This is a genomic window from Bowmanella yangjiangensis (assembly GCF_017255015.1).
Classification (GTDB): Bacteria; Pseudomonadota; Gammaproteobacteria; order Enterobacterales; family Alteromonadaceae; genus Bowmanella; species Bowmanella yangjiangensis.
In genome coordinates this window covers 143,167-154,787 of record NZ_JAFKCS010000006.1, presented here as the reverse complement: position 1 = coordinate 154,787, position 11,621 = coordinate 143,167, and the positions used below count along the sequence as shown (strand labels likewise).

Here is an 11,621-nt window from a genome sequence, read left to right as displayed (position 1 = left end):
GCAGCATGAGTTTCAAACAATACTTACAAACCAGCGATCTGCCTTCGCTGTCCATTCGCCGCCCGGTTCTGATTGTGGTGCTCAACTTGCTGATCATTATTGCTGGTTTTGCTGCCATCAATGGTGTTGAAGTGCGAGAACTGCCGGATGTTGACCGGCCGATTGTAACCGTTACCGCCAATTTCCCTGGTGGTTCACCGGAAACCGTGGATACCGAAGTCACCAGTCGTTTGGAAGGGGCGGTGGCCCGGGTTAGCGGAGTAAAAAGCATTCGTGCCAATTCCGAGGAAGGCAACGCCAGGGTGATGGTGGAGTTTCGTCCTGGTATCGATTTGGATAATGCCGCCAACGAGACACGCGAAGCGGTCAGCCGGGTGCAGCGCCAACTACCCGATGATGTCGAGCGTTTATCTATTATTAAGGCCGATAACGACGCAGAATCCGTGGTGAGCCTGGCGGTATCCAGCGACAAACTTGAACTTGAAGCACTGACCGAGCGGGTTGAAACAGACCTGGCGCCGCTGTTCTTAAGTATTCCTGGGGTCGCCGATGTGCGCCTTAACGGTGACCGTGAACGGGTACTCAGGGTTATGATTGACCCATTGCGTTTGACCAGTTTTGGCCTGACCGTACCTGATGTAGCCGCGGTGCTGCGTCAGGCCCCCTTTGATGTGCCGGCAGGTAGCCTGCGCTCCACCGACCAAACTTTGATTGTACGTGCTGATGCCACCTCGGTGACCGCCGAACAGGTGGAAGATATAGTAGTGCGCGGTGATACCCGTATCGGTGATATTGCCTCAGTGTATTTTGGCCCAGCGGATGCGCAGAGCTTTGTGCGCCTGGATGGCAAGCCGGTAATTGGCCTGGAGATTATTCGTCAGGCCCGCTCCAATACCATAGAGATCTCAGACGAAGTGCTGGCCATGGTCAAGCGCCTGGAAGTGCGGTTTCCAGAGCTTAAGTTTCAGATTACCTCGGATGATGCACAGTTTATCCGTGGCTCGGTTGAAGAAGTTATCACCTCATTGGGGCTGACCATTTTGCTGGTTATTGCCACTTTGTGGGTGTTTATTGGTTCATGGCGCGCCACTATTGTGCCGGCCTTGTCGATTCCGGTGGCTTTGGTCGGGTCACTGGCCATTATCTGGGCTTTGGGTTTCTCCGTGAATATTTTGACCCTATTAGCCTTGGTACTGGCGACCGGGCTTATCGTCGATGATGCCATTGTGGTATCGGAAAATATTCAGCGTCGCCGTGGAATGGGGCTCGGCGCCCGCGCCGCCGCGGTGATTGGCAGCCGCGAGGTGTTCTTTGCAGTGGTGGCTACCACTGCAGTGCTGGCTGCGGTATTCGTGCCTATTGCGTTTTTACCGTCAACGGCCGGGAGATTGTTCCGCGAGTTTGGTGGGGTGCTGGCTGGCGCGGTGATCATTTCATCTTTTGTGGCGCTGTCCCTGGTACCGGCATTAACGGCCAGATTGCCGGTGAAAAACGGTGGCAGCCATTTGTTTAACGGTATGGGTCAACGTTTGCTCAATGGCTACAGTCGCAGTTTGCACTGGGTGCTTGAGCACGCCTGGCTAACCTTCTTTGCTTGTATTCTGGCGGCTGGCGCGGCCAGTGCCTTGTATCAGCAATTGGAGAATGAACTATTGCCCAGTGAGGATAGGGGCAAGATACGTATTTTTGCTCGGGGTCCGGATGGAGTTGGTCTGAACTTTATGGACAGACAAGCCAGGGCCATGGAAGAAGTGCTGCTGCCTTATGTGGATGCCGGGGATATTGACTCTATTTATACAGTAGTGGGGCAGTGGGATCCCAATATCGTATTTATTACCGTGCCCCTTAAAGATTGGAGTGAACGTAGCCACAGTCAGCAGGATATTATTAACGAAATTCGTGGCCCTCTTGGTCAGAATCCCGGTGCGCCAGGGCGCGCCTTTGGTTCCAACAGCCTGAATTTACGTGGCCAGGGGGGCGGCATTGAACTGGCCCTGACAGGTGAAAACTACACAAGCATTTATGCCGCCGCACTGGATTTTGCCAAGGTTATAGAGCAAAGCATGCCGGATGTGGGTAAGGTGAATATTTCCTATAAACCGACCCAGCCGCAGCTTAGGGTGAATATCGACAGACGCCGGGCAGAAGAGCTGGGTGTGTCATTGTCGGATATTTCCACCACCTTACGCAGCGCCATTAATGGCGACGATGTGGCGGACTTAAATGTGGGTGACCAATCCATTCCTATTATGCTGCAGGCACAGAATCACACCATCAATGATCCCAGTGATTTATCAAACCTGTATGTGGGCTCGCGCAGTGGCCAGTTGGTGCCCTTATCCAGCCTCGCCAGTATCAGTGAGGAAGGGGTGGCAGCGGAGCTTGAACGCCATGCCCAGCGCCGTGCTATTGGTCTGGATATGGAACTGCCCGCAGAAATGACCATGAGTGATGCGGTGGAAAAACTCAGAGGCCTGGCCGAGCAAAGCCTGCCAAGCAATATTGCCTTAGTGTTTAAGGGCGAAGCGCTGACTTTTGAGGAAACGGCCAACGAGGTGGTGCTCACTTATGTGCTGGCCTTTGTGATTGTTTTGCTGGTATTGGCCGCGCAGTTTGAAAGTGTCAACAGTGCCATAGTGGTGATGCTGACCGTCCCTTTTGGTATTGCCGCGGCGCTGCTGGCGCTGTTTTTAACTGGCACCTCCATCAATATCTACTCGCAGATAGGCCTGGTGATGTTAATTGGTCTGTTGGCGAAAAACTCCATTTTGTTGGTGGAGTTTGCCGACCAGTTGCGTGACAAGGGCTTGAGCGTGCGTGAAGCAGTGGAAAAGGCCGCGGTGATCCGTTTGCGCCCCATTGCCATGACTTTGTTCTCCACTATTCTGGGTGGTTTGCCATTAATCCTCTCGGTAGGTGCAGGGGCCGAAGCGCGTAATGCCATCGGCTGGGTCGTATTTGGTGGCCTGGGGCTGGCGGTGGTGTTCACCTTGTACTTAACCCCTGTGTTGTATCTGGCTCTGGCCCGCTTTACCAAACCGCGTGCGGATGAAAGCCTGCGTCTGGAACGTGAACTTGATGCTGTCGAGGCACTGGAGCACTGATAAAGGGCCCGGCACTTTGTCGGGCTTTTTTATGCTGCCTTACTAGAGCGTGTTGACCTTTTGAGTATGATTTTTCAGCAGTTTGTGGGCCCTTTATTCAAGGCAGAGCGAACATGGTGTAGTGATTCTACATGAGTGAGTAATAACGCCGTAGAAAGGACCCACAAGCGCTGCCCGAAGGGTTCAACCCAACCCCTCCTGCTCGGTGTTGCCGGGCTTTGACTTAGACCCACTAGGCCTGCAGCTCGGCGTCGTGACCAGAAGGGGCTGGATTTGAACAAAATCTATACTCAAAAGGTCAACACGCTCTAGTTTGTAATGGATAATGTTTGCACAGCGCCCGTTTACCTGAAGGGCTGAACAACAACGCCCTTGAGTCCGGTTGACGGGTTACCCAGCCTTTACTCATCACATCCTGTAAAAGCCAATAGCCCAGACTACCGGCCAGATGATGGCGGCGTTCACTCCAGTCCAGACAGGCCCGACATAAAGGGCGTTTGCTCCGCCTAAGGCGCTCGACATCGCAGCCTTTTCCTTCAAAAAAGCGAACGCCTTTCTCGGTCAGGCTGGCCTGCGTGTCCTGCTCCGTAATCAAGCCCTCTGTCAGCAGTCCGGCATAGAGTCTCACGCCCAGTTCTCCGGCCAGGTGGTCATAGCAGACTCTGGCGAAGCGCAGAGCAGGATCTTGTGGGCCGGTGCTGACATTCAGCGGTGTCAGGCTGACTGACAGGTTCAGCAAGCTCTCCAATAAAGCAGCCACTTCAGCACTGTGTAAACGAAAATACTTATGTCGTCCTTGTTTCAGTACCTGTAACAGGCCTGCATTAAGTAGTTTGGCCAAATGGCTGCTGGCGGTCTGACTGCTGATATCGGCTTCCAAGGCAAGTTCGGTGGCTGTGAGTGCCTTACCTGCCATTAACGCTGTCAACATGCTGGCCCGGGCAGGTTCACCAATCAGGGCGGCAATCTGGGGAAGAGAAGGCGTCAGAGTATGCATAGTTCGATGGCCGTCGAAGCATCAGGTCAGGTAGCCCGTTAGACTGCCGCAAATTCACCAAGGAGACAAGCCATGACCCTGACCTGTTTTATTCGCTATAAGCTCGACCCGGCCAAGCTAGAGCTGTTTCGCCGTTACGCTGAGAACTGGGCGCAAATTATTCCCGCCTGCGGCGGCGACCTGCTGGGGTATTTTCTGCCCCATGAAGGAACCAACTGTGAAGGCTGGGGACTCGTGAGTTTTACCAGCCTGGCTGAATACGAAGCTTATCGTCGGCGTTTGAGTGAGGATGCAAAGGCAAAAGAGAATTTTGCCTTTGCCCGCCGCGAAGGATTTATTTTTGAGGAGTACCGAACCTTTCTGGCCGCAGAACCGCAAAGTTATCTGCGCACTGTTGCGTTAAAAGGATAGGCAGATGTACGCCGTTATTTTTGAACTTGAACCGGCGCCTGAAAAACTCAGCAATTATCTGCAAATGGCGCAAAGTCTAAAAGACGAACTTGCCCGGATTGAGGGCTTTATCAGTGTTGAACGCTTTGAAAGTCTAAGTTGCCCTGGGCGCTATTTGTCGCTGTCTTTCTGGCGTGATGAAAAATCCCTGACGGCTTGGCGTAATTTGGCTTCGCATCGGTATGTCCAGCAATTAGGGCGGGATGCGTTATTTACCGATTATCGGCTGCGCGTCGCTAAGGTTGCACGTGATTATGGGTTGCACGAACGCGAGCAGGCCCCTACTGACAGCCAGCGCTGGCATAGTGGAGAACGACTGTGAATATTCAGGATTATTTGCAAAGCCGTTTTCTTAACGAAGAACAATTGCTGACTGCGACAGAATGTACGTTACTACAACTGCAACAATGGCAAGCAGAACGGATGGCACCCCAGCCCTCATATTATGTCAGTTTTAGCCTCAATTGCCGTTCGGTACTGGCTGAACATCAGCAGCACAGGCAAGTTCGTTACTATGCCATTGCGACAGCCGACTGGCTTAGGCTACTGACGAAGCACAACAACGCGAGGGCTGCTTTTGGCCACTTTAAGGCGCAATATAAAAAGCGGCTGCAAGCCTTGAATGTGCTAGGTGTTAGTACCAGTGACGGTCGCTTTAACCATGGGTTGGATGCGCATATTCAGCAGGAGTGGCAGCACTTTTTACAGGGAACCTATGGACTTTGTACTCAAACCGGCCGGATAGCTGAAATTGTCGACAAAGAACTGGCTATTGCCGTGATTGATGAGCTAAGTGCTAATATCGACCTGCCAGACTGTGACCGTCTAAAACAAGCCAAAGTGCTGCTGGATAAGGCTTGTGCACCTTTCCCGGAACATGAATATCCAGGTAGTTCCAGGCAAAAATACTTACACCCTGAATTTACGACCTAAAAGCCAGAGTTCGGCCCTGTAACTGGCTTTGCAGGGCTGATTCTATTATTTCTATGCCCATCAAGGCTTGTTCCGCATTTACTTGTAGCGGTGCGTTATTGTTGATGGCATCGGCAATATTACTGAATAAATGCTGGTATCCTCCCATTTGGGTTGCAATAACTTTGCTTTCGTTTGGCAGATACAAAGTACCGAATTGCTGCACGGTTTCCCCAGCCCAGTTACTTTCAATTGGCAATATACCCGCTCGCAGCCGCTCCTCCTGAGGATCCAGGCCGAACTTTATATAAGTCGCTTTATCACCTTGCACCTTGAACCTTGGATTGGGGCCTGCCTGATAGGGATCGGCATGCAAAACAACTTCCTTATCCGGGTAATGCAGTTGCAAGTGGAAATAATCTACCGCCTGAGCATCAGGTCGCATTGCCAATACCCTGGCCGTTATCGCCTCTGGCGGCCCGAACAGCGTGAGCGTTTGATCGATAAGATGCGGCCCCAGGTCATACAGTATCCCTGAGCCCATTTGGGCATCTTCCCGCCAGCGCTGCTGGGGAACGGGGCGGAAGCGGTCGAAGTGGGATTCAAACAGTTTTATCTCACCAAGCTGACCTTGTTGAATAAGCTGTTTGACGGTTAAAAAGTCACCATCCCAGCGCCTATTGTGAAAGGGTGCCAGTACTTTACCTGTGTGTTTTACCAATTCAATAAGTTGCCGCGCTTCCTGACTGGTCACTGTGAGCGGCTTTTCAACCAGCACATGTTTGCCTTGTGATAATGCATAGTGGGCGAGGGCAAAGTGTGCCTGGTTGGGGGCTGTAATGACCACCAGCTCGCAGTCCGCCTGATCAATCAGTTGCCTGGCGTCACTAAAACAAACTATGCCCGGATAGGCCTCCCGCACCGCTTCATATTGAGAAGAACTGATGGCAGTCAGATTAAAGCCTGCTAATGCTTGGATAAAGGGTAAGTGGAATACCCGGGCAGACAAGCCAAAGCCGATAACGGCGGTACGAATGGGGTTTGACATAGGGACAATAGTTCTGAGCAAAAGGTTATTAAAACAGGGAGAAGACTGACTGCCAAGTGTGAACCACGCCAAAACGCGGGCTGGCAACTCGACCCAAAGGATAATAAAAGACGCATGCCGTGTTTAGCCACAGTATTTTCTTAACATCTTGATTACAGTAGACTTCATGCCCCTCAGCCAACAGCGACTCAAACGGACCCAAAAATGGAAGATGCGGTGAATTTGCTCAAGCAGGACAAACCAAAGGTACTTACATCGTTCTGGCAGACCCTGTCACGTCGCTGGAACTGGCTAACCCTAAGTCAGAAGCTATACCTGCTGGCTCTGGTGATACTGCCATACCATCAAGGCTGGATGGTGGCACTGCCTACGGGTATTGCTTTAATGCTGGAGTTTTGGCCTAAATTTGTGCGCTGGTGGGAGTCTTTGGCAGGCAGGGCTTTGATTCTGCTGTTTTATGCCGCAATCGCTAATTTTGCGGTGGCCGGTGCAGCAGGGCTGGTGAATGATGTCACAGGTGTGGCAGCACATAACCTTAGCTACAGCCATAACTTTGCTATTTTACTGCTGTTTCCAACCTGGGCTATTAGTGTCAGCTTAGTCATGCTGCTACTGTTTCAGGTTTTGCTACCCATTTATTTGCTAGCCATCTTACTGGCCAAGCCTTTTGGTGAAAAAGGCATGCGGCTGTTTAGCCAGTGCCGTTACCCCATTAGTACCACCTTGGTGAGGTTACTGTTGTCGACTATGGTGCTGGTTAACCTGATGGAAGCCGTGCAGGACTCCAGCCAGTTTGCAGAAGGTCGTCAGATGTCCTCCAGTCTGATGAGTAATTTTGCTGACTTTATCAAAGAGCAGGGCGCTGAGACTCCGGCTGAAAATGCGTCCATGCCTAGTGGCAATAATGTGTCTACCGATGTCCCTGCAGCGTCAACACCTGCTAAGCCCGAAGAGAACAGCAGTACCAGTTTCGGTTTGCATATCAAGTCGGGTGATAAGCAGATTTCCTGCAGTGTAAAAAGTTGTGATTACCGTAGCTTTACCCGCCTGGCGGTGGCAAATTTTGTGTACTTTTTTGAGTCAGACAGCTTTTCTCGTTGCCAACTGGATGAGGGTGCCCGGGTAGTGGAACTGAATGACTATGAAATTTTGCAGGTTATTCAGCAGCCTAACGCTCCGCTTGGTTTCTCCTTTGAAGTGAAGAAGTGCATCTCTCCGGCTTTTGGGCATTAAGGCAATAACACTTTTCCTTTGCCCGGCAGACAGACCGGGTAAAGTGGGGCAGGGCAGAATATCAGAGCGACTAAGGATTGAGCACTTGTCTGCCAGCCATCCCAAAAACAGCCTGATTGGATTGTCGCCGGAAGCTGGTTAGCCAGCGATTTTGTGGGTATCAGGCACAGTCAGTCCTGGGCGTTCATCATCCCAAATCATATTGGCGATTTTCCAGCCATGCTTGCTGTTAAATAGCTGCTTTTAGGCCTATTGCCTTATCTGGCGGGATTAGTATGGCTGCTGGTATGGCAGTTAAAGGCCGAGCACTCTGCCTGGCAACTGGTATTGAGTGTTGCTGTGGCTGTGGTGGTACTAGCCGTCTGGCTAAAATGGTTGCTGTCGCCCTTTAGCCGCAGTGCGCTGGCAATTAAACACGGCTTACTGGCCCTTAAGGATGCAGATTTCAGTATCAGTATTCATAATCAGCGCTACCTCGAAATGCTTGAGCTGGTGGATGCCTACAATCAGCTTACCCAGGTGTTGCGCGCGGAACGCATGGCCTTGAATCAGCGAGAGTTGTTGCTGGATAAGGTGATCCAGCACGCCTGGTTTGATCCGGCGCAGATTGAGCAGGTGATGGTAAACCTGGTCAAAAATGCCCAGGAGTCAGGATCCGATGCACAGGAAATCGGCTTTGAACTGCGCCAGCATGGCCAGCATCTGAGCTTTATGGTGTTTGACAGAGGCACTGGCATGACTGAATCTCAGCTTAGTCAGGCGCTTTTGCCTTTTTACACCACTAAATCTGCGGGTAGCGGCATAGGGCTGACTTTATGTAATGAAATTATTAGCGCGCACCAGGGTAAATTGCGTTTATACAATCGTGATTATGGTGGCTTGTGCGTTTCTTTTTCTATACCTCTTCACCCCCAAAGTTGAACTGCTTTTGTTATGGGACTGAGGACGGTTAATATAAAGTTACTTGAGCTTAGCGGTTTTCTCGTATGAAAAATTTGTATGTTGTTTACTTGATTTTGGTGTTGGTTGGCCTGGTGGGTTGCACGCCCACCGCAAAATTAACCGAACACACGCGCCAATCTGGGGGGGCTCTGTCGTCATGGCAGGACAGCCTGCGTATTGAGCATGTCCGGCTGGACTTACAGGTTTTTCCTGACCGTAAATCCATTGCAGGGCAAGCTCAACTGCGCCTGGTCAGTAGTCGAAGCATTCAACGTCTGGCCCTGGACTTGGATGCTAACTACCATATTGAGCGCGTATTGGTTAACCAGCAGACATTGGCGTTAACTGCCTGGTCAAACCCGACTGGTCAGCTACAGATCGAACTTCCCAGTGAACAACCAGACAACCAGCCATTTACGCTAACGGTTTTATATCAGGGCGAACCCCATGTTGCCGAGAATCCTCCTTGGTTGGGCGGTTTTGTTTGGTCCACAACAAAAGACAATAAACCCTGGATAGCAACGGCGGTTCAGGGGGAAGGCTGCGATATTTTCTGGCCCTGCATTGATCATCCCACGGCGGAACCCGGACAAGTGGATTTATTTATTAAGGTGCCTGCCGGGTTAGCAGCACCGTCTAACGGCACCCTGATCAATCTGATTAAGGAGCCGAAATGGCACACCTATCATTGGCGTACCGACAATCCCAACACCTATGCTATCGCGTTGAACATAGGCCCTTATGCGCTTTTAGACGATATTTATGATAGTCGCTATGGAAACCGGTTCCCCCTGCAATACTGGTACTTGCAGGGTGAGCAGGCGTCAGCGGAGAAACTTTTTACTGAGTTTGCCAAGCAACTGGATTTTTTTGAACAGGTCATTGGGCCATATCCTTTCGCCTCGGAAAAAATGGGGGTTGTTCATACCCCGCATAAAGGCATGGAACACCAAACCATCAATGCTTATGGCGAGGATTATCGTCAGAGTCCTTATGGCTACGATGGTCTTCTGCAGCATGAATTGGCCCATGAATGGTTTGGTAATCAACTGACTAACAAGGATTGGGATGATTTCTGGTTACATGAAGGTTTTGGAACCTATATGCAACCTCTGTATGCGGAATATCTGCGCGGTAAGATGGCTTATCATGCCCATCTGTTTGAAATGCGCAGTCAGATTGTTAATAAGCACCCTCTGGTCAGCAAGCGCAGTAAGAAGGAGCACGAGGTGTATGATCCCAAACTCGGACCTGGGCAAGACATCTATGTTAAGGGCGCATGGATATTGCACACCCTGAGGCATTTGGTGGGGGATGAAGTCTTTTTTAACGCAGTCCGGCAACTGGTTTATGGCACAAGCACGCCAGAACCTGGCAATTTTACCCCGCGCTTTAGCTCTAGCGAGGAGTTTATCCGGATCATCAGCACAATGTACGGACAGGATTTGCAATGGTTCTTTGATGCATATCTTTATCAGGCCGCACTGCCTGTATTGCAGAGTGAGACCGAGAACGGCCTGCTCAAGCTTAGGTGGAAGAGTGACAAACCTTTTTATATGCCACTGGAAGTAATGATTGACGGTACGCTTTATCGCCTGGCAATGTCAGATGGTACGGCTGACATTCCGGTGAGCCAAGCACGTCAGATTTTGCTTGATCCGGAAAATAAAATACTCAGGCAAGAACAACATATTGACGATTATCAACAATGGCAACGTCAGCAGCAGAGTCACTGACCAGCAGCATTACCCTGGTGGCAGAGTGTAAAGCCGACAAGCAACGTGTAGAAGCCTTTGTTAGCAAGATTCGTTAGCGTTTTTAACAGCCCTTGACTCAAGCGAACAAAAGGTCACCTGAAGGTGACCTTTAGATTTGTGATTAGTAGCCCTTTTTGTTGTGCCGTATAACCGGGGCTAACCTTTTGATCATCTTGCCAAACTCTTTGTCCTTGGCGCGCCGCTCCTGTAGCGAACTGGTGTTTCTGCGAAGCTCGGCCTGCAACTTATGGTAGTTAGCCAGGCGGCGAGGATCCAGTTCACCGCTATTAATGGCCAGTTCCACCGCACAACCCGGTTCGCCCATATGCTGACAGTCTTTAAAACGGCACTGCTTGGCAAGCACATCGATATCAGCAAATGTGCGGCGTATACCATCTTCACCATCACTTAACTGCAGCTCCCGCATTCCTGGCGTATCAATCAGTACTGCACCTGAAGGCAAAAAGTGCATGGAGCGAGCCGTGGTGGTGTGACGTCCTTTACTGTCATCCTCACGAATAGCCGCGGTTTTCTGTCCATGTTCACCGCTTAAGGTGTTTACCAGGGTGGATTTTCCTACCCCGGAGGAGCCCATTACTGCCAAGGTCTTGCCCGGTTTGCACCAGGACAAAAGCGACTTACAACTGTTGTCATCCAGCGCATTGACCGACTCCACGATCAACAAGGGATCTAACTGCTGTACCATACGGCGTTTATCTTCGGCGTCGTCGCATAAGTCCAGTTTGGTGAGCACTACTACAGGGTCGACGCCAGCCTCATAAGCGAGGGTCAGATAGCGCTCTATGCGACTAAGTTTAAAGTCCTGATTCAGCGAGCTGACAATCAGTAAAGTATCCACATTGGCGCTGATTAACTGTTCCGCTAGCTGGCTGCCAGCGGCCTTGCGTTTAAACACCGACTTGCGCTCCAGCAGCCGTACAAACTGTCCATCAGTATTGAGCAGTAGCCAATCACCAATAGTCATGGCTGGCAGGGCCACAGTGAGCGGCAAGTGATGCTTGCCTTGCTCAGACGCCAGTACGTATTCATTACGATGATGCGCAATCACGCGCGCGATATTAAGTTGCTCAAATTCTTGCAGGCTAAGTTGTTGTTGAAAAAACGCCTGCCAGCCCAGTTGAGAAAGGGATAAATTCATATGATTTCCTTATGCGCAC

10 protein-coding genes are annotated in these 11,621 nt (G+C 50.9%); 7 read left to right on the top strand and 3 right to left on the bottom strand.

Translation table 11 applies throughout. The features are described from left to right. Positions 1–5: 5 nt before the first annotated feature. Entirely contained in the window at positions 6–3,104 is a 3,099-nt protein-coding gene (locus J0A65_RS08670) for an efflux RND transporter permease subunit (protein ID WP_206593771.1), read from the top strand. 298 nt (positions 3,105–3,402) lie between these two features. Here the strand turns inward: J0A65_RS08670 and J0A65_RS08665 are convergent, their stop codons facing one another. Next, positions 3,403–4,101, bottom strand: a complete 699-nt coding sequence (locus tag J0A65_RS08665) for an ArsR/SmtB family transcription factor (protein ID WP_206593770.1) — start codon at positions 4,099–4,101, stop codon at positions 3,403–3,405. A gap of 72 nt (positions 4,102–4,173) precedes the next feature. Between J0A65_RS08665 and J0A65_RS08660 the strand changes: the two genes are divergently transcribed. Genes J0A65_RS08660 through J0A65_RS08650 form a run of 3 tightly spaced genes read left to right on the top strand, consistent with a single transcriptional unit; the run spans position 4,174 to position 5,484 of the window. Further along, the gene (locus J0A65_RS08660) at positions 4,174–4,512 is read left to right on the top strand and encodes an NIPSNAP family protein (protein WP_206593769.1); all 339 of its coding nucleotides are present in this window, start codon (positions 4,174–4,176) and stop codon (positions 4,510–4,512) included. Positions 4,513–4,516: 4 nt separating this feature from the next. After that, on the top strand, positions 4,517–4,873 hold the full coding sequence (locus J0A65_RS08655) for an antibiotic biosynthesis monooxygenase family protein (RefSeq protein WP_206593768.1): 357 nt from the start codon (positions 4,517–4,519) through the stop codon (positions 4,871–4,873). Beyond that, entirely contained in the window at positions 4,870–5,484 is a 615-nt protein-coding gene (locus J0A65_RS08650; protein WP_206593767.1) for a DUF6058 family natural product biosynthesis protein, read from the top strand. Before J0A65_RS08655 ends, J0A65_RS08650 begins: the two co-directional genes overlap by 4 nt. Here the strand turns inward: J0A65_RS08650 and J0A65_RS08645 are convergent. Continuing rightward, positions 5,474–6,511 carry an oxidoreductase gene (locus J0A65_RS08645; RefSeq protein ID WP_206593766.1) on the bottom strand — a complete coding sequence of 346 codons (1,038 nt, stop codon included), beginning with the start codon at positions 6,509–6,511 and terminating at the stop codon, positions 5,474–5,476. The genes J0A65_RS08650 and J0A65_RS08645 overlap by 11 nt on opposite strands. Positions 6,512–6,715: 204 nt before the next feature. Between J0A65_RS08645 and J0A65_RS08640 the strand changes: the two genes are divergently transcribed. From J0A65_RS08640 to J0A65_RS08630, 3 genes are all read left to right on the top strand, one after another. Continuing rightward, positions 6,716–7,744 carry a hypothetical protein gene (locus J0A65_RS08640; RefSeq protein WP_206593765.1) on the top strand — a complete coding sequence of 343 codons (1,029 nt, stop codon included), beginning with the start codon at positions 6,716–6,718 and terminating at the stop codon, positions 7,742–7,744. 252 nt (positions 7,745–7,996) lie between these two features. After that, positions 7,997–8,665 carry an ATP-binding protein gene (locus J0A65_RS08635; protein ID WP_206593764.1) on the top strand — a complete coding sequence of 223 codons (669 nt, stop codon included), beginning with the start codon at positions 7,997–7,999 and terminating at the stop codon, positions 8,663–8,665. A 65-nt stretch (positions 8,666–8,730) separates the two neighbouring features. Next, the gene (locus J0A65_RS08630; RefSeq protein WP_206593763.1) at positions 8,731–10,422 is read left to right on the top strand and encodes a M1 family metallopeptidase; all 1,692 of its coding nucleotides are present in this window, start codon (positions 8,731–8,733) and stop codon (positions 10,420–10,422) included. A gap of 142 nt (positions 10,423–10,564) precedes the next feature. Here the strand turns inward: J0A65_RS08630 and rsgA are convergent, their stop codons facing one another. After that, positions 10,565–11,602, bottom strand: a complete 1,038-nt coding sequence (rsgA, locus tag J0A65_RS08625; protein WP_206593762.1) for a ribosome small subunit-dependent GTPase A — start codon at positions 11,600–11,602, stop codon at positions 10,565–10,567. Positions 11,603–11,621 lie beyond the last annotated feature (19 nt).

Excerpts from the sequence above, each read along its gene's own strand:
- J0A65_RS08670 (WP_206593771.1), top strand. The coding sequence starts at position 6 with ATGAGTTTCAAACAATACTTACAAACCAGCGATCTGCCTTCGCTGTCC.
- J0A65_RS08665 (WP_206593770.1), bottom strand. The coding sequence starts at position 4,101 with ATGCATACTCTGACGCCTTCTCTTCCCCAGATTGCCGCCCTGATTGGT.
- J0A65_RS08660 (WP_206593769.1), top strand. The coding sequence starts at position 4,174 with ATGACCCTGACCTGTTTTATTCGCTATAAGCTCGACCCGGCCAAGCTA.
- J0A65_RS08655 (WP_206593768.1), top strand. The coding sequence starts at position 4,517 with ATGTACGCCGTTATTTTTGAACTTGAACCGGCGCCTGAAAAACTCAGC.
- J0A65_RS08645 (WP_206593766.1), bottom strand. The coding sequence starts at position 6,511 with ATGTCAAACCCCATTCGTACCGCCGTTATCGGCTTTGGCTTGTCTGCC.
- J0A65_RS08640 (WP_206593765.1), top strand. The coding sequence starts at position 6,716 with ATGGAAGATGCGGTGAATTTGCTCAAGCAGGACAAACCAAAGGTACTT.
- J0A65_RS08630 (WP_206593763.1), top strand. The coding sequence starts at position 8,731 with ATGAAAAATTTGTATGTTGTTTACTTGATTTTGGTGTTGGTTGGCCTG.
- rsgA (WP_206593762.1), bottom strand. The coding sequence starts at position 11,602 with ATGAATTTATCCCTTTCTCAACTGGGCTGGCAGGCGTTTTTTCAACAA.